Annotated in this window: 20 protein-coding genes; 12 read left to right on the forward strand and 8 right to left on the reverse strand. The window is 66.1% G+C overall.

The genetic code is table 11. The features are described 5' to 3' along the window. The first annotated feature begins 40 nt into the window (after positions 1-40). A complete protein-coding gene (gene msrP, locus ABHF91_RS08250; protein ID WP_409422976.1) occupies positions 41-1,042 on the forward strand; it encodes a protein-methionine-sulfoxide reductase catalytic subunit MsrP in 1,002 nt (333 codons plus the stop codon). Between the two features lie 5 nt (positions 1,043-1,047). Continuing rightward, positions 1,048-1,659: a protein-methionine-sulfoxide reductase heme-binding subunit MsrQ gene (gene msrQ, locus ABHF91_RS08255; RefSeq protein ID WP_409422977.1), complete on the forward strand. Its 612-nt coding sequence runs from the start codon at positions 1,048-1,050 to the stop codon at positions 1,657-1,659. Here the strand turns inward: msrQ and ABHF91_RS08260 are convergent. Further along, entirely contained in the window at positions 1,616-2,215 is a 600-nt protein-coding gene (locus ABHF91_RS08260; protein WP_409422978.1) for a DUF4202 domain-containing protein, read from the reverse strand. The genes msrQ and ABHF91_RS08260 overlap by 44 nt on opposite strands. Positions 2,216-2,443: 228 nt before the next feature. On the opposite strand from ABHF91_RS08260, the gene cobT reads away from it, so the two are divergent. The 10 genes from cobT (at position 2,444) to rplY (ending at position 9,992) form a co-directional block, all read left to right on the forward strand. Continuing rightward, positions 2,444-3,475: a nicotinate-nucleotide--dimethylbenzimidazole phosphoribosyltransferase gene (gene cobT, locus ABHF91_RS08265; RefSeq protein WP_409422979.1), complete on the forward strand. Its 1,032-nt coding sequence runs from the start codon at positions 2,444-2,446 to the stop codon at positions 3,473-3,475. Next, positions 3,475-4,248 carry an adenosylcobinamide-GDP ribazoletransferase gene (locus tag ABHF91_RS08270; RefSeq protein WP_409422980.1) on the forward strand — a complete coding sequence of 258 codons (774 nt, stop codon included), beginning with the start codon at positions 3,475-3,477 and terminating at the stop codon, positions 4,246-4,248. The genes cobT and ABHF91_RS08270 overlap by 1 nt, the downstream gene beginning before the upstream one ends. Continuing rightward, the gene (gene cobU, locus ABHF91_RS08275; protein ID WP_409422981.1) at positions 4,236-4,796 is read left to right on the forward strand and encodes a bifunctional adenosylcobinamide kinase/adenosylcobinamide-phosphate guanylyltransferase; all 561 of its coding nucleotides are present in this window, start codon (positions 4,236-4,238) and stop codon (positions 4,794-4,796) included. Before ABHF91_RS08270 ends, cobU begins: the two co-directional genes overlap by 13 nt. Beyond that, positions 4,789-5,436, forward strand: coding sequence for a histidine phosphatase family protein (locus ABHF91_RS08280; protein WP_409422982.1), 648 nt, complete (start codon positions 4,789-4,791; stop codon positions 5,434-5,436). Before cobU ends, ABHF91_RS08280 begins: the two co-directional genes overlap by 8 nt. Continuing rightward, positions 5,421-6,923: a cobyric acid synthase gene (locus ABHF91_RS08285; protein ID WP_409422983.1), complete on the forward strand. Its 1,503-nt coding sequence runs from the start codon at positions 5,421-5,423 to the stop codon at positions 6,921-6,923. The genes ABHF91_RS08280 and ABHF91_RS08285 overlap by 16 nt, the downstream gene beginning before the upstream one ends. Next, on the forward strand, positions 6,913-7,518 hold the full coding sequence (cobO, locus tag ABHF91_RS08290; RefSeq protein ID WP_409422984.1) for a cob(I)yrinic acid a,c-diamide adenosyltransferase: 606 nt from the start codon (positions 6,913-6,915) through the stop codon (positions 7,516-7,518). The genes ABHF91_RS08285 and cobO overlap by 11 nt, the downstream gene beginning before the upstream one ends. Positions 7,519-7,528: 10 nt before the next feature. Next, entirely contained in the window at positions 7,529-8,155 is a 627-nt protein-coding gene (locus ABHF91_RS08295; RefSeq protein ID WP_409422985.1) for a YceH family protein, read from the forward strand. 29 nt (positions 8,156-8,184) lie between these two features. After that, the gene (locus ABHF91_RS08300; protein WP_409422986.1) at positions 8,185-8,976 is read left to right on the forward strand and encodes a DUF1189 family protein; all 792 of its coding nucleotides are present in this window, start codon (positions 8,185-8,187) and stop codon (positions 8,974-8,976) included. Between the two features lie 39 nt (positions 8,977-9,015). Continuing rightward, positions 9,016-9,591 carry a hypothetical protein gene (locus tag ABHF91_RS08305; protein ID WP_409422987.1) on the forward strand — a complete coding sequence of 192 codons (576 nt, stop codon included), beginning with the start codon at positions 9,016-9,018 and terminating at the stop codon, positions 9,589-9,591. 113 nt (positions 9,592-9,704) lie between these two features. Then, the gene (gene rplY, locus ABHF91_RS08310; RefSeq protein WP_409422988.1) at positions 9,705-9,992 is read left to right on the forward strand and encodes a 50S ribosomal protein L25; all 288 of its coding nucleotides are present in this window, start codon (positions 9,705-9,707) and stop codon (positions 9,990-9,992) included. A 55-nt stretch (positions 9,993-10,047) separates the two neighbouring features. On the opposite strand, the gene ABHF91_RS08315 is transcribed toward rplY, so the two are convergent. The 7 genes from ABHF91_RS08315 to ABHF91_RS08345 all read right to left on the reverse strand — a co-directional run bounded on the left by ABHF91_RS08315 (position 10,048) and on the right by ABHF91_RS08345 (position 16,883). Next, entirely contained in the window at positions 10,048-10,692 is a 645-nt protein-coding gene (locus ABHF91_RS08315) for an MBL fold metallo-hydrolase (RefSeq protein ID WP_409422989.1), read from the reverse strand. 32 nt (positions 10,693-10,724) lie between these two features. Further along, entirely contained in the window at positions 10,725-11,330 is a 606-nt protein-coding gene (locus ABHF91_RS08320; RefSeq protein WP_409422990.1) for a GDSL-type esterase/lipase family protein, read from the reverse strand. 83 nt (positions 11,331-11,413) lie between these two features. Next, positions 11,414-12,508 carry a tRNA 2-selenouridine(34) synthase MnmH gene (mnmH, locus tag ABHF91_RS08325; protein WP_409422991.1) on the reverse strand — a complete coding sequence of 365 codons (1,095 nt, stop codon included), beginning with the start codon at positions 12,506-12,508 and terminating at the stop codon, positions 11,414-11,416. Beyond that, positions 12,505-13,548: a selenide, water dikinase SelD gene (selD, locus tag ABHF91_RS08330; RefSeq protein ID WP_409422992.1), complete on the reverse strand. Its 1,044-nt coding sequence runs from the start codon at positions 13,546-13,548 to the stop codon at positions 12,505-12,507. The genes mnmH and selD overlap by 4 nt, the downstream gene beginning before the upstream one ends. 80 nt (positions 13,549-13,628) lie before the next feature. After that, the gene (locus tag ABHF91_RS08335; RefSeq protein ID WP_409422993.1) at positions 13,629-14,822 is read right to left on the reverse strand and encodes a class I SAM-dependent methyltransferase; all 1,194 of its coding nucleotides are present in this window, start codon (positions 14,820-14,822) and stop codon (positions 13,629-13,631) included. Positions 14,823-14,906: 84 nt separating this feature from the next. Continuing rightward, the gene (locus tag ABHF91_RS08340; protein WP_409422994.1) at positions 14,907-15,449 is read right to left on the reverse strand and encodes a nicotinamidase; all 543 of its coding nucleotides are present in this window, start codon (positions 15,447-15,449) and stop codon (positions 14,907-14,909) included. A 12-nt stretch (positions 15,450-15,461) separates the two neighbouring features. Then, on the reverse strand, positions 15,462-16,883 hold the full coding sequence (locus ABHF91_RS08345) for a nicotinate phosphoribosyltransferase (protein WP_409422995.1): 1,422 nt from the start codon (positions 16,881-16,883) through the stop codon (positions 15,462-15,464). Positions 16,884-16,919: the final 36 nt, after the last annotated feature.

The following is a 16,919-nucleotide window of genomic DNA, read 5'->3' on the forward strand; positions in this document are numbered from 1 at the left end:
GCCGCTGCTATGCTGGAAAAATAGCCTAAGGAGGTAGTCCATGGCCCGTCAGGATCCCGATAATGACAAGTGGTCCCAAGTGACCCCGGAGGCGCTGTTCCACGATCGGCGCCGTGTGCTCAAGGCCTTGGGTCTGCTGGGCGCCGGCGTGAGCCTCAGCCCCATCGCTCGTGCCGGCCTGCTGGATTGGCTGTCCGAGCCAGACAGCCCCGACACTCGCTTGCCCTTGCCCCATAGCCGTCCGCCGGCCTATCAGGCCGCCTTGACCCCAACGCCGGAAGACAAGGTGCTGGGCTACAACAACTATTACGAATTTGGCATGGGCAAGGGGGATCCGGCCAAGCAGGCCCAGAAGCTGGTGACCCGGCCCTGGCAGCTGACCATTGACGGGGAGGTGGCCAAGCCCCTGACCCTGTCGGTGGACGAGCTGGCCCGGCGCTTCCCGCTGGAGGAGCGCATCTACCGGCTGCGCTGTGTCGAGGCCTGGTCCATGGTGATCCCCTGGCTGGGCTTTGAGCTGGGCAAGCTGCTGGCCCTGGTGGAGCCCTTGCCCACAGCCCGTTACGTGGCCTTCGAGACCCTCTACGATCCCAAGCAGATGCCGGGGCAGGCCAGCGGCCGGGTGGGCGGTGGCCTGGCCTATCCCTATGTGGAGGGGCTGCGGCTCGATGAGGCCCAACATCCCCTGACCCTGATCGCCTTAGGTCTCTACGGCAAGCAACTGGCCCCGCAGAATGGCGCCCCAGTGCGGCTGGTGGTGCCCTGGAAATACGGCTTCAAGAGCATCAAGGCCATCGTGCGCATCCGGCTGGTCACCCGCCAGCCCCCCACCACCTGGAATCTGGCGGCCCCCCATGAATATGGCTTCTATGCCAACGTGAATCCGGCGGTGGATCATCCCCGCTGGTCTCAGGCCAGCGAGCGGGTCATAGGGCCGGGAGGGCTGCTGGATATCCAGCGGCAGCCCACCTTGCCGTTCAACGGCTATGGCGAGGCGGTGGCGGAACTCTACCGCGGCATGGATCTGCGCAAATGGTTCTAGATCGGATGACGTTACTCAAGGCAGCGCTGCACCTCCTCTGCCTGGCGCCCCTGGGATGGGGCTGGCTACACCTGCTGCAGGGGGGCTTTGGCGCGGATCCGGTCAAGGAGATCATCCACTTTGCCGGACGCACCACGCTGCAGCTGTTGATCCTGACCCTGCTCATCAGTCCCTTGGCCCGCTGGCTACACAAGCCGGAACTGATCCGGGTCCGCCGCCTGCTGGGGCTCTGGTGCTTTGCCTGGGCCTGCGGCCATGCCACCTCCTTCCTGGTGCTGGAGTTGGCCGGGGATGGCTGGCTGTTGCTCAGCGAGATAGTGCGCAGGTTCAATCTGTCGCTGGGGGCGCTGGCCTGGCTTATCCTGCTGGCCCTGGCGTTGACGTCCAACCGCTGGTCACAGCGCCAGCTGGGGCGCCGTTGGCAGCGATTGCATTGGGGGGTGTACGCCGTGGCGATCCTGGGACCCTGGCACTACCTGTTGTCGGTGAAGAGCCTGAGTCCCGAGCCATGGATCTATGCCGGCCTGCTGGCCGGCCTGCTGGTGTGGCGCCTCTGGCGGCGTTGGCGCCGGCTTAACCCAGCGCCTGCTGCAGCAAGGCCTGCTGGTCGGCGGTGAAGGGCAGTGCCAGGGCGGCAGCATGGCCAGCGTCCGACATCTTGCGCCAGGTCTTCTGCAGTATGTCGATGAGTTTCTCCTCGCTCTTGCCCTGGGCAAATTCATCCAGGTAGTAGCGCAGGAACACCAGGCAGACCACGTCTTCGAGGGCCTGACTCTCGGGATCCCGCTTCATCTGCTCCTTGCGCAGCAGGGCGCCCACCCTGTCTATCATCGCCTGCTCATAGCCCGCCTGGGCCAGGATCTCACCGGCCCGTTGGGCGTGCAGTGCCTTGAGGGCGGTACGCCAGGCCAGGTAGCCGGCGCGGTCCATGGGATACTCCTGGCGGGGGATGCGCCAGCGCTCTATGTGCTGGGCCCGGGCCGCCAGTTGCAGGGCCTCGCTGGCCTGGGGGCAAAAACCGGCCAACTCGTCGCTCATGCGTTTGGCGTAGAGCAGTTCGCTGGGGTGGGCTTGGGCCCGGCTGTCCAGGCTCTGACGGGGATCCTGGGCATTGGCGGCATCCATGGCCTCCAGGGCGCGGAGCAGGCGTTGATTGTCACTGTCTCGGGTCATGATGTCTCTTTGGCTGTTGGTCTGCGGAACATAGGACTGGGATGACGCTGTTATATCAGAGTTTGCGGTCTGGCCCCAAAACCATGGTACGGCTTGTTGCCCGCTGGCGGGCCTGTGGTTCGGTGACCTAAACCGGGTCTTGTCAGATTTTTGTTGTGGTATCAGTAACATTTTTAATTGCACTTCCAGTAACATGGCTGCGTTTTTTCCGCTAGCAAGGAATCGCCCATGTCCGCTCCATGCGCCATCTCAGCCCTCGACCGTACCGCCCAGGCCCAGATCCAGGCCCGTATCGACAACAAGACCAAGCCCCAGGGCGCCCTGGGACAGCTGGAGCGGGTTGCCCTGCAGTTGGCCCTCATCCAGCAGTCAGAGCGGCTCAGCCTGCCCAGCCCCACCCTGCTGGTGTTTGCCGGCGACCACGGTGTGGCGGCCGAAGGGGTCAGCATAGCCCCCGCCGCCGTGACGCGGCAGATGGTGCTGAACTTCCTCGCCGGGGGGGCCGCCATCAACTGCTTCTGCCGGACCCTGGGCTGGCAGCTGAAGGTGGTGGATGCCGGTATCCTGGAGCCCATCGAGGATCCGCGCCTGATCCTGCGGCGCCTGGGGGCCGGCACCGCCAACCTGGCCCAGACCGCCGCCATGAGTCCGGCCCAGTGCCAACAGGGCTTGCAGTGGGGGGGCGAGGTGGCGCGGCGCGAGATCGCCGCCGGGGCCGGTCTGCTGGCCTTCGGCGAGATGGGGATCGCCAACACCACGGCGGCCACCGCCCTGCTGGCGGCCCTCACAGATCTGCCGGTGGGGGACTGCATCGGTCGGGGCACCGGCATCAGCGACGCACAACTGGCCCACAAGCAGGCGCTGATCGAGCAGGCGGTCGCCCGGGTGGCGGGCCAGACCGACCCCCAGGCCTTGCTGGCGGAGCTGGGTGGCTTCGAGCTGGTGCAGATCTGTGGGGCCATTCTGGCCGCCGCCGAGGCGCGGGTGCCCATGCTGATCGACGGCTTCATCGTCAGTGCGGCCGCCTTGGTGGCGTGTCGCATGGCGCCGGCCTGCCGGGATTACATGCTGTTCAGCCATGGCTCCGCCGAGCCGGGGCACGCCCGCCTGCTGGCGGCCATGGAGGCCGAGCCCTTGCTGGATCTGGGCTTGCGCCTGGGCGAGGGGACCGGGGCCGCGCTGGCACTGCCGCTGCTGCAGGCGGCGGTGAGCTTCTACAACGACATGGCCAGCTTCGAGTCAGCCGGAGTCACCGTCTGATGGTAGGACGGCGGGTGGCCAACGAGTTTTGCCTGGCACTGGCGTTTTTTACCCGTCTGCCTATCCCGGCACGCACCCAATATTCACCTCAGGCGCAGCAGCGGGCCATCGGCTATTTCTCCGTGATCGGCTGGCTGCTGGGGGCCCTGCTGGCCCTGGGCCTGTGGGGGGCCAGCCAGATCTGGCCCCAGCCGGTGGCTGTGCTGCTGACCCTGGTGTTGGGGCTGCTGCTCACCGGTGCCCTGCACGAGGATGGGCTCAGCGACATGTGCGATGGCCTGGGCGGCGGGGTCGATCACGCCAAGAAGCTGGCCATCATGAAGGACTCCCGGGTCGGCAGCTATGGCGCTCTGGCCCTCATCCTCAGCCAGTTGCTCAAGTTCTGCCTGCTGCTCAGCCTGCCGGCGCCCTGGTGGGCCCTGTTGCTGGCCCAGCCCTTGTCCCGCACCCTGGCCGGCAGCCTGATGTTCGTCTTGCCCTACGTGCGAGTGGAGTCCGCCAAGGCCAAGGCGGTGGTGGGCGAGTGGGCCTGGCGGGATCTGCTGGGCCTGCTGGCGGGCGGTGGCCTGGCCCTGTGCCTGCTGCCCTGGCCCCTGGCGTTGACCTGTCTGTTGCTGCTGGGATTGCTGTTTATCTGGCTGGTGCGTTTTCTCACCCGCCATCTGGGGGGCTACACCGGGGATTGCCTGGGCGCCGCCCAGCAGTTGGCGGAGCTGCTCATCTACCTGTTGCTGGCCACCCGGCTGGCCGGAGGACCGGTATGGCCCATGTGACGCTAATTCTCGGCGGCGCCCGCTCCGGCAAGTCGGCCCTGGCGGAGCGGCTGGCCCGCGGCAGCGGCAAGGCCGTCACCTATATCGCCACCGCCCAGGCGGGGGATGAGGAGATGGCGGCGCGCATCGCTCATCACCAGGCCAGACGTCCGGCGCACTGGCGACTGGTGGAGGCGCCGCTGGCGTTGGTGCCGACCCTGCGCCGCGAAGCGGCGGCCGATACCCTCTTGCTGGTGGATTGCCTGACCCTGTGGCTCACCAATCTGTTGTGTCAGCCCCAGCCGCCGGATGAGGCCGCCCTGGCCACCTGTATGGCCGAGCTGCTCGACCAACTGGCCGGGCTGCCCGGCGAGGTGCTGCTGGTGAGCAACGAGGTGGGGCTGGGCATAGTGCCGATGGGGGCCCTATCCCGCCGCTTCGTCGACGAGGCGGGCCGCCTCAACCAGGCGCTGGCGGCCCAGGCCCGGCGCGTGGCCTTCGTGGCGGCAGGACTGCCGTTGTGGCTCAAAGGCGCGCCCACCCAGCATCAAGGAGGGTCCCATGACTGACAAGCCCGGTTGCGTCCATCTGCTGCGTCACGGTCCCGTGGCCGGCGAGCCGGCCCTCTATGGCCGGACCGAGGTGGCCTTGGCGGCCGGCGCCCAGGGACTGCTGGCCCCCCTGTTTGCCCAGGACTGCCCCTATGACGGCATCATCAGCTCGCCGCGGATCCGCTGTCTGCACACAGCCCAGGCGCTGGCCAGGCGGTGGGCACTGCCGCTGGCTGTCTTGCCCGAGTGGGCCGAGCTGGACTTCGGTCGTTTCGACGGCCGGCCTTTTAGCGAACTGACGGCCCAGTGGGCCGAACTGGAGGCCTTCTGGCAGGCCCCCGCCGTCCATACCCTGCCGGAGGCCGAGCCCCTGGCGGTCTTTCATGACCGGGTGCTGGCGGCCTGGCAGGCGCTGCTGGCCCAGCTGGGGGCACAACGGCTGCTGGTGGTGACCCATGGCGGCGTCATCCGCCAGATCCTGGGTCATCTGCTGGGGGCGGACTGGCGTCAGGGGGCGCTGCAGAGCGCCCTGCATCTGCCCTACGCCAGCCTGACCCGCATCTGGTGCTGGCCCGGTGAGGTGTGTCAGATCCGGCAACTGGCCGCATTACCCCAGCAGTTGCTGTGGCAAGAGGAGGCACAATGGCGTCCCGCATAATAGCGTACCCCGCCGCCCAGACCCTGATGGTGCAGGGCACCAGCTCCGATGCCGGCAAGAGCCTGATGGTGGCGGGGCTGTGCCGCCTGTTGGCCCGGGCGGGGCATCAGGTGGCGCCGTTCAAGCCGCAGAACATGGCCCTCAACAGCGCCGTGACCGCTGAAGGTGGCGAGATTGGCCGGGCCCAGGCGGTGCAGGCCTTGGCGGCGGGACTGGCACCCCATACCGATTTCAATCCCGTGTTGCTCAAGCCCTCGTCGGACACCGGCTGTCAGGTGATCCTGAATGGTCGGGCGGTGACGGACATGGAGGCGGCGGCCTATCACGACTACAAGCAGGTGGCCATGGCTACCGTGCTGGCGGCCCACGATCGCCTGCGTGCACGCTTTGCCCAGATCCTGGTGGAGGGGGCGGGCAGCCCGGCGGAAGTCAACCTGCGCCAGGGGGATATTGCCAACATGGGCTTTGCCGAGGCGGTAGACTGTCCGGTGATCCTGGTGGCCGACATCGATCGCGGTGGCGTGTTTGCCCAGCTGGTGGGGACCTTGGCCTTGATCAGCCAAAGCGAGCAGGACAGGATCAAGGGCTTTATCATCAACAAGTTTCGCGGTGACGTCGCCCTACTGCAGCCGGGGCTAGATTGGCTGGAACAGCGCACCGGCAAGCCGGTGCTGGGGGTGGTGCCCTATCTGCAGGATCTGGAGATCGCCGCCGAGGATGCCATCATGACCCGGGATCACACCAGCCAGGCGCTGATCCGGGTGGCGGTGCCCGTGCTGGGGCGGATCAGCAACCATACGGACTTCGATCCGTTACGGCTGCACCCCCAGGTTGAGCTGAGCTACGTGGCACCCCATGCCCCCTTGCCGCCGTGCGATCTGCTGATCCTGCCTGGCAGCAAGAATGTGCGGGCGGATCTGGCCCTGCTCAAGGCCCAGTGGGGAGCGCAGATCGACCGTCACCTGCGCTATGGTGGCAAGGTGCTGGGGATCTGCGGGGGTTACCAGATGCTGGGAGAGAGCATTGCCGATCCCCTGGGGCTGGAGGGACCTGCCGGCACCAGTGCCGGCCTGGGGTACCTGCCGGTGCGCACCACCCTGGCGCCGGACAAGCAGCTGTGCCACAGCCAGGGCCAGTTGCAGCTGGGTGACCATCAGGCGCCGGTGCGGGGGTATGAAATTCATCAGGGCCGCTCCGAGGTAGGGGACGCGACCGCCGTGCTGCGTCTTGCCGACGGCACCCTGGATGGCGCCCAGAGTGCCGATGGCCAGGTGGCGGGCACCTATCTGCATGGCCTGTTTGACGAGCCGGCGGCCCTGGCGGCCGTGTTGGCCTGGGCCGGCGCCCGGGTCGAGGCACCGCAGGATTATCAAGCCCAGCAGTTGGCCGCCCTGGATAGGTTGGCGGATTGTCTGGCAGCACATCTGGACATGGGGCGCCTGGGGGCGCTCCTGTCCCCACAGTGGAGAGACGTCGATGGTAGATGAACAACAGAAGGCCGAGCGTCACCAGGCCCGGCAGCAACGCCTCAAGGAGAAGGTAGATGCGCGCATCGCCGCCGCCCAGGAGGAGCGGGGCTTGCTCATCGTCATCACAGGGGATGGCAAGGGCAAGAGCACCTCGGGGTTTGGTACCGTCTGCCGCGCGGTGGGCCATGGTCTCAAGCCGGCGGTGGCCCAGTTTATCAAGGGCACCTGGGCCTGCGGCGAGCGCAGCCTGTTGGCGGGGGCCGGCGTCCCCTTTGCGGTGATGGCCACCGGCTTTACCTGGGAGACCCAGGACAAGGCCAAGGACACGGAAGCCGCGCTGACGGTCTGGCAAACGGCCAAGGGCTGGCTCACGGATCCGACCATCGATCTGGTGCTGTTGGACGAGCTGACCTATATGCTGGCCTATGGCTACCTGGATCTGGACGAGGTGCTGGAGGCCATCGTCGCCCGGCCGCCCCATCAGCATGTGGTGGTGACAGGCCGCGGCTGTCATCGCGCCTTGCTGGAGCTGGCCGATACCGTCAGCGAGGTGAAGAAGATCAAGCATGCCTTCGATGCCGGGATCAAGGCACAACAGGGCATCGATTGGTGAGGAGCACAAGATGAAGAACAAATTCAGTCCCACGGAACTGCGGGTGATCGCCTGCCTGATCGAAAAGCAGATCAGCACCCCGGATCAGTATCCCTTGAGCTTCAACAGCCTGCTCAACGCCTGCAATCAGAAGAGCAATCGCGAGCCGGTGCTGAACCTGGACGAGGTGGCGCTGCAAGCCGCGCTGGATGCCCTGGTGGCCAAGCGGCTGGTGCACAACGTGGCCGGCTTCAACGCCCGGGTAGCCAAGTATCAGCACAGGTTCTGCAACAGTGAATTTGGCGAGCTGCAGTTTGATCCCCAGGAGCTGGGGGTGATCTGCGAGCTGATGCTGCGCGGGCCCCAGACCCCTGGGGAGCTGCGCTCCCGCACCGCACGCCTGTGCAGCTTTGGCGAGGTGAGCGAGGTGGATCAGGTGCTGGCGCGCCTGATGGCATCGGGCCATGTGCAGAAATTGGAGCGGGAGCCCGGCAAGCGGGAGAGCCGCTATCTGCAGCTGTTTGGTGCCGAGGCCCCCACCAGCCCGCTGGTGGCGCCGGCCGGGGATCGCCTGGTGGCGCTGGAGGCCGAGGTGCTGCGCCTGCGGCAGAGGGTGGCGGAGCTCGAGGCCGAGCTGGCGCGCCACACGGATATCTAACCCATTACGACAACACGAGGAGAGCAAGCGTGCAGCCTTATTCATTGTGGCGTGGTCCCTGGCTGGCCTGGTTCAGCAAACCCTTTTACCAGCACCTGGGGCGCCATGGCCGCGGCATCGGCTTTGTCTACCTGCTGGGACTGTGCGCCCTGTGCACCCTGCCCAGCTACTGGTTCGTTCAGGGGGCCATCACCCACTTCTATGATCAGCAGTTGGATGGTTATCTGGGTCAGGTGCCGACCCTGCACTTTCGCGACGGCAGCCTCAGCATAGAGCAGCAGGAGCCGGTGGAGATCCGTGAGGGCGACCAGCCGCTGGTGGTGATCGATACCAGTGGACATTACCAGTCCCTGGACGAGATTGATGCGCCTGTGCTGGTGACCAAGCATGAGCTCATCATGCGCAAGGGACCGGGGCGCACCGAGCACATGGAGTTCAGCCAGTTGCCCGACATGGTGGTGGATCAGCCCATGATGCGGCGTCTGTTTGATGAGGTGCGGCGCATCGCCGGCAAGTTCATCTACCCCCTCATCTGGTTGAGTGACTGGGGTTATCGCACCTTCCAGGCCCTGATGTTGGGCGGCTTTGCCCTGCTGCTGGCCCGGCGGCGCAACCTGCCCATGACCTATGCCACCGGCATTCGGCTGGCGGCCCTGGCCCTGACCCCGGCGGTCATGTTGCAGGCCCTGCTGGTGCTATTGAACCTCAGCCTGCCGGCAGCCTGGCTGCTGTTTTTGGCCCTGGAGCTGGGGTACGTCTACTTTGCGGTGGCCCAGCAACAGGGCGACGACGACGCGCTATCCGGCACCCTGGTGGTCTAGGCTCTAGGGCAGGGGCGGGGTAGCACAGAGGGGGCAGATATGGTCAGTTGGGGACTCTTGTTGGCAGGCCTGCTGCTTCCCATTCAGCAGCAGGGCGTCATGGCAGAGCAAAGCTGGGTGACGGTGGACCGCGCCGCCTTGCCCTATGCCCCCCAGACCCAGGCCCTGTCGCTGTTTACCCAGGATAGCAGCGTGCAGCCCTTGGCGGTGGAGGCCACCGACAGCGGTTGGCGGATCTTGTTTCGTGAACGGATCCGCGGCCCTGTCACCCTCTATCTGGATGAGTCCGTACCGCCGGCAGCCGAGCCGCCCATCGCGGCTACAGCCTTGTCCAGCGGGCCCAGCGTCTGCTATCGGGTGCGTCATAGCAGTGACACCCTGTGGCGGGCCGGCCAGTCTCTCACCACGCCGGGGGGGGATCCTTATCTGATGGTGCTGGCGCTGTTTGCCAGCAACAAGGAGCGGCTGGGCAACGATCCGGACGGCCTGCGCATCGGCGATGAGCTGCTCTGTCCCTCGGCGGAGGTGCTGGGCCATTTTACCGCCATGGATGCCCAGGCGCGCCGCAGCCTCTATCGCCGACTGGAGGCTTATGGCCGCCGGTTGCACCGCTGAGGGTTTATCTTGTCTCATCCTGGCCGGGGTGATAACATCCGCCGCTGCTTTACTCGCGGTGCCGGACGGTCGCATCCGACACCAAAATTCACCTAGATAAAGAGAGAATGACTATGTCTTTCGTATTTGAAGCTCAACAACGTACCGACCTGGGGAAAGGTGCGAGCCGCCGCCTGCGTCGTGACGCCAAGGTCCCTGCCGTCGTTTACGGTGGTAACGAAGCCGCTGTGTCCGTGAACCTGGATTTCAACAAGGTGAACGTGGCCCAACAGCAAGACGCTTTCTACAGCGACGTTCTGACCCTGAACGTTGATGGCAAGGAAGTGAAGGTGAAACTGGCTGCCGTACAACGTCACCCGGTTAAGACCCACGTGGTTCACCTGGACTTCGTACGCGCCTAATCGCGTACCGCTTCAAGATAAAGGCGCTCGATGGAGCGCCTTTTTTTGTGTCCGGTCACCAGATAGGCTGGCTGAGGAAGGGGTTGCTGACCCGCTCATGGCCGAAGGTGGAGTTGGGGCCGTGACCGGGGATAAACAACACCTCGTCCCCCAAGGGCAGCAGCTTGTGATTGATGGCATCCAGTAGATCGGCGTGGTTGCCCTGGGGAAAGTCGGTGCGCCCGATGGAGCCGTTGAACAGCACGTCCCCCACCAGGGCCAGCTTGGCGGCCTGGCTGTAGAACACCACATGCCCCGGGGTATGCCCCGGACAATGCAATACCTGCAACTGCTCCTGCCCCAGGCTCAGGGTATCGCCTTCGTTGAGCCAGCGATCCGGCACAAAGCTCTCTTGATGGGGAAAGCCGAACATTTGCGATTGGGCGGGCAGGGCCTCGAACCAAAAGGCATCGGCCTTATGGGGCCCTATGATGGGGCAGCCGGTCAGCTGGCGCAGCTCGTCGGCGGCCCCCACGTGATCCAGGTGGCCATGGGTCAGCCACAGCTGGGTCAGATCCAGGCCGGCATCGGCCACCGCCTTACGCAGCAGGGCGGTCTCGCCGCCCGGATCTACCAGGGCCGCCTCATTGGTCTGGTCACACCACAAGAGAGTGCAGTTCTGCATGAAGGGGGTGACCGGCAGAATTTTGTACTTGAGCATGGGGGCTCCACAGTCTTCAGGAAAAGGCCATTCTACCCTGCCCCCTCGGCAGGGCCAACCGATGCGCCGGCAAAGGCGTCGCCCAGGGCCTGAGCTATGGCGCCATGGGCTTCGGCGGTCCAGTGCAGGCCATCTTGGCTGCTACCCAGCATGGCACTGGGATCCAGGCAGGCAAGGCGCCAGTGGCGCGCGGCGGCCTGCCACAAGGGCAGCAGGGCCGGCGCCTGGGCACTGTGGTGGCCAAACAGGTTGCGCCAGGGGCCCTGCAGGGCGGGAATGGGGGCCGGGGCCAGCAACTGCAGCTGGCCCGGCCGACCGGCCGCCTGCCAATCCTCAAGGTAACTATCGAGTGCCTGGCCTATGCCATCCGGGCTGCCGCCGGCGGCCAGATCGTTGATGCCCAACGCCAGCACCAGATAGGCAGGCTGCGCGGTGAGCGCCGCCTGCCATTGGTCGCGGGCGGAGACGAGTCCGCGGGCCGCGTCGTTGAAGGCCAGGGTCCGGCCCGGCTGGCCGAGATTGTGCAAGGGCTGGCCAAGCCGCCTGGCCAGGCGATCGGGCCAGCGCAGCGCGGCGGCGTGGCGGCCCCCCGCCGGATCCCAGCCCCAGCAATTCGAATCACCAAAACACAGCAACATGTCGCGACTCCGTTGTTCAACATTGAGGTGAGCTCACCCCGGACGCCCAACGGCCAGGCAAAGTGCACCTGGCGGTGTGGGCCTTAAACCGACTGGCGCAGGAAGCCAAGGCAGGCCTCGGCGTCGCCGCGAAACAGCACCGGCTGGGGACGGCCCTGCAGCTGGCGGCCATAGATGGGGTCGTAATACTCGGTGAGCAAACGGCCTATCCAGCGGGCGTGACCACTGGCATCCCCCGTATGCTGCTGCGCCGACAGTGCGGCCTGCAGGCTCTGCTGCAGCTGGCGGCACAAGAGGCCCCCCAGGCGCCTTTCCAGGCGCTGCAGGGCATGACCCAAAAACTCGCCCAGCTGCTGCCAGGCACTATCGGCGTCCGTCTGGCGGGCAAACCTGGCCCACAGATCATCCACATAATCGCGCTGGATCCGGGCGATCCGCTCGGCCAAGGGAGCCTCCAGGATCACCAGGGGGGCCTGCTGCATGGCCTGATAGAGGGACATGGGCAGGGTGCAGCGTCCTATCATGCGACTCTCGTCCTCCAGCAGCAGGTAGGGCACGCCAGCGCGCTGCTGGCGCAGCAGCATCAGGCTCAAGCGGTTCTCGAAGTCGATGTTGCTGGGTTGCCCCTCCGGCAGGGCGCCGAAGCTGGAGCCCCTATGCCGGGCCAGCCCTTCCAGATCGACGCCGTTGGCCAGCTGCACCAGCAGCTCCGTCTTGCCTGAGCCTGTCATGCCGCAGAGCACCCGCAGGGGCAGCTGGCCGCTGAGCCGATCCAGGCTGTCGATGAGGCAGCGGCGCAGCGCCTTGTAGCCCCCGGCGACCCGGGGCACCACACAGTCGGCGTCCGCTAGCCACTGCTGTACCGTCTCGGAGCGCAGGCCGCCCCGGGCGCAATAGAGCACTGTGTCTGGGTGTCGCTGGATCTGACTGAGCCAGGCATCTAGCCGGGCGGCACGGATATCACCGCTGACCAGTTGATGGCCCAGGGCGATGGCGGCCGCCTGGCCCTGCCGCTTGTAGCAGGTACCGACGGCGGCCCGTTCCGCGTCGTTCATCAACGGCAGGCTGATGGCCTGGGGGAAGGCTCCGTCGGCGAATTCCAGCGGCGCCCGCAGATCGAGCAAGGGGCGGCCGCTCAACAACAGGTCGGCATCCGCGGCCAGGGTCGGCAGACTCATGCCGGCTGGCCCCAGTGGATACGGGCGCCGCCGGTATAGCCGGTCAGCGCGCCGATGGACGTCAGCTGCAGGCCCTGCGCTGCCGCACAGTCCAGGAATGCCCCACAGCTATCCGGGGCCACTGCCACCAGCAGACCCCCGCTGGTCTGGGGATCGCACACCAGATTGCGCTCCTGCTCGCTCAAGGGGGCCAGCTTGTGGCCGTAGGCATCGAAGTTGCGCAGAGTGCCGCCGGGCACGCTGCCCTGCTGCAGGTAGTGATCCAGGGCCGGCAGGCGGGGCAGGGCCGCCAGGTCTATGTTGGCCTGCAGGTTGGCGCCTTCGCACATCTCCAGCAGGTGACCCCCCAGGCCAAAGCCGGTGACGTCCGTCATGGCATGGACGCCGCTCAGGCGGGCAAAGGCGCGGCCCGGGGTGTTGAGCCGGCACATCTGCTCGGGAGCCAGCTGGGCGTGCTCGGCCTGCAGCAGCCCCTTCTTCTGGGCCGTGGTGAGGATCCCCACCCCCAATGGCTTGGTGAGAAACAGCCGGTCGCCGGCCTGGGCCGTGTCGTTGCGCTTGAGCTCATCCAGGCTGACCAGACCGTTGACCGCCAGGCCGAAGATGGGCTCGGGGGAGTCGATGCTGTGGCCGCCGGCCAGGCTGATCCCCGCCTCGTGGCAGGCGGCGCGCCCGCCGTCGATCACCTGGGCCGCCACCTCCGGCGGCAGCTTGGCGATGGGCCAGCCGAGGATGGCGATGGCCACCAGGGGCGTGCCCCCCATGGCGTAGACATCGCTGATGGCATTGGTGGCGGCGATGCGGCCGAAGGTGAAGGGATCATCGACGATGGGCATGAAGAAGTCGGTGGTGGAGATGAGGGCGCGACCATCCCCCAATTCCACCACGGCGGCATCGTCGCGGCTGGCGTTGCCCACCAGCAGGCGAGGATCGGTAAAGCCCGGCAGATTACTGTGCAGTATGCTGTCGAGCACCTTGGGGGAGATCTTGCAGCCGCAACCGGCGCCGTGGCTGTACTGGGTGAGTCGTATGGCTGTCATGGCCACTCCTGCGTAATGTCCTTCAAACAGAAGGGGTATCTTACGCCCAAGCCGGCGAGCGGACCATACGACTCAGGGGCTTAGCGGACCCGCACCACCAGGCCCTTGAGGTAGAAGCCTTCGGGGTAGGGGGTGCCGATGGGGTGATCCGCCGCCTGGCCCATGCGCTCGAGGATCTGGGCCTCCCGTCCGGCGTCCAGGGCCGCGTCGGCGACGATCTTCTGGAACAGATCCGCATCCATCAGGCCGGAGCAGGAGAAGGTCAGCAGTATGCCGCCGGGATTGAGCAGCTGGCAGGCCAGCAGGTTGATGTCCTTGTAGCCCCGGCAGGCCCCCGGCAGCTGGGCCTTGCTCTCGGCGAACTTGGGCGGATCCAGCACTATCATGTCGAAGCGCTGACCCTCTTCCCGGTAGCGGCGCAGCAGCTTGAACACATCCTCGTTGATGAACTGGGCACGGGACAGATCCAGCTGGTTGTGCTCGGCGTTGCGGCGGGCGATGGCCAGGGCGGGATCGGAGACATCCACGTTGATCACCTCGCTGGCGCCGCCTTTCAAGGCATAGACGCCAAAACCGCCGGTGTAGCAGAAGCAGTTGAGCACCCGGCGGCCCTGGGCGTAGCGCCCGGCGATGGCGCGGTTGTCCCGCTGATCCAGGTAGAAGCCGGTCTTGTGGCCGCCCTGGATGTCCACCTGGATCTGTACGCCGTTGTTCTCCTGGATCAGTAGATCGGCGGGCGGCAACTGGCCGTAGACCAGACCCTGCCGCTCCTCGAGTCCCTCTTTCTTGCGCACCGCCACATCGGAGCGCTCATACAGGCTGCAGGTGGGGTAGAGCTGCCGCAAGGCGGCAAACAGCTGCTCCTTGTGGTACTCGGCACCGGCGCTCAGCAGCTGGCAGACCAGGAAGTCGTTATAGCGGTCTATGGTGATGCCGGGCAGACCGTCGGACTCGGCTGCCACCAATCGGTAGGCGCTCAAGCCCTGGCGCTCGATCAGTTCATCCCGCCCGGCCTGGGCCCAGCGCAGCCGATTGATGAAAAAATCCGTGTCGATATTTTCCTGCCGATCGAAGGTCCAGATCCGGGCGCGGATCTGGGAGGCAGGCGACCAGGCGGCCCGGGCCAGCCAGCGGCCGTCGTGAGTGAAGAGATCCACCGGCTCACCGGCGTTGGGCTTGCCCTTCACCTTGTCGATGGCCTTGGAGAAGATCCAGGGGTGGCGGCGCAGCACGGAACGCTCGCGTCCGGCTTGCAGGAAGATGGCGGCACTCATCAAATCGATCCTGATGCTCAAATGGGGGGCATATTGTAGGGGGGCCAGCGGACAAAAGAAACCGCCGGCCTTGCGGACGCTGCGCTACAGGGCGCTGGAGTGGGTGAGGCGCACGCCGGCCTGGCTCATGGCCTGCAGGGCATGGATGCCATCGCCGGGTTTGAGTTCCACCGCCGCCACCGCATCCAGTACGACCGTGACCTCAAAGCCGGCCTTGATGGCATCCAGGGCGGTGGCCTTGACGCAGTAGTCGGTGGCCAGCCCCACGATATAGAGATGATCCACCTCGGCCTGGTGCAGGGTTTGCGCCAGATCCAGATTGGTGGCCTCGAAGGCCGAGTAGCCGTCATCGACCTGGCCGGTGCCCTTATACAGGCGTACCTGGATGGCGTCGGCCTGCAGGTCCGGATGCAGGGCGGCCCCCGGGCTCTCCTGCAGACAATGCACCGGCCAGCGGTCGAAGTGCCGGCTGCCCGCCGGATGCCAATCCTGGGAGCTGAGCACCAGGGGGAAGCGGGGCAGCAGCCGATTGATCACGGGGACCACCTGATCCCCCTGGGGGACCGCCAGGGCGCCGCCGGGGCAGAAATCATTCTGTACATCCACGATCAAGAGGGCTCGTTTCATCTGGTTCTCCGGTCAGGGGACCAACCTGGCTCGCTGGGCGTTGACACAGGTCTGGCGCAGCTGCAGCAAGGCGGTGGAAATCCCCACCTTGTAGGGGTGAGGGTTGTCAAAACGGCGGTGCTCCGGGGCCAGGCAGGCCAGACGATCACGGGCATAGGCGGCGATGGTCTGAGCCGAGGCGACCGGTTCCAGGCGAATACCTTGGGCCATCACGGGCCGCAGCAGGGGCTCGCAGCGATAGCCGGTCAGGTCGACATGGCGCTCGGGATCCCGGGGATGGGTGAGACGGGTCGCCGGCGCCTCGTCGGCCAACTGAATGCCATCGGCATAGAAGCGTCCCTGACCATCGTACCAGCGAAAGACCTGCTTGCGACCCGGCAGTATGATTTTTTCCGGGTTTTCCGACAGCTTGAGACAGGGGCGTTCGTCGATCTGACACAGCTTGTAGACCCCATCCAGGACGGCATCGGGCTGGCCCGTCACCAGGCGGGTGCCGACACCAAAGGCATCGATGGGGGCACCCTGCTCCAGCAGGCTGTGGATCAGGTACTCGTCCAGTTGGTTGGAGGCCAGGATCTTCACGTAATCCAGGCCCTCCTCATCCAACCGGCGGCGCGTCACCTTGCTCAGGTAGGCCAGATCGCCGCTGTCCAGCCGGACCCCCTGCAGGCGATGGCCGTCGGCCGCCAGCTCGTGGGCCACCCGAATGGCATTGGGCAGGCCGGAGCGCAGGGTATCGTATGTATCCAGCAGCAGGATGCACTGGCTGGGATAGCGGCGGGCATAGTGGCGAAAGGCGCTGAGCTCGTCGTCGTGGGCCTGGATCCAGGCATGGGCCTGGGTACCGCTTGAGACCAAGCCGTAGCGCATGGCGGCGAGGACGTTGGAGGTGGCATCCATGCCCCCCAGCACAGCGGCCTTGCTGGCTTGCAGTCCGCCCAGCCCGGGGGCGCGGCGCAGACCAAAATCCAGCAGCAGCCGGGGGCCGGCCGCCTGTCGCAGCCGCGCGGCCTTGGTGGCGATGAGCGACGCATAGTTGCAGAGATTCAGCAGCAGGGTTTCGATGAGCTGGGTCTCGACCAGATTGCCTTCCACCCGGATCACCGGCATGCCGGCAAACACCACCTCACCCTCGGGTGGGGCGAACAGCTCACCCTGGAAGCGGAAGTCGGCCAAAAAGGCGATGAAGTCGGGGTCGAAGCCCAGGGTGCCGAGGTGGGCACAGGCCTGGTCGTCGAAGTGCCAGGCCGTCAAACAGTCCAGCAGATCCGACAGGCCGGTAAACAGGGCATAGGTTCCCTGGAAGGGGGCCTTGCGAAAGAAGTAGTCGAAACAGGCGTGCCGCTCGGCCTGGCCATCGAGCCAGTAGCCCTGGGCCATGGTCAACTCGTAGTGGTCGGTATAGAGGCCGCTGTCTGTCACACCTGGCACCATGCTTCCTCCCTGGCCCAAGCGGGCTGTTGGCTGAAG

The organism is Pseudaeromonas aegiceratis, from assembly GCF_046254905.1.
In the GTDB taxonomy this organism is placed as follows: Bacteria; Pseudomonadota; Gammaproteobacteria; order Enterobacterales; family Aeromonadaceae; genus Pseudaeromonas; species Pseudaeromonas aegiceratis.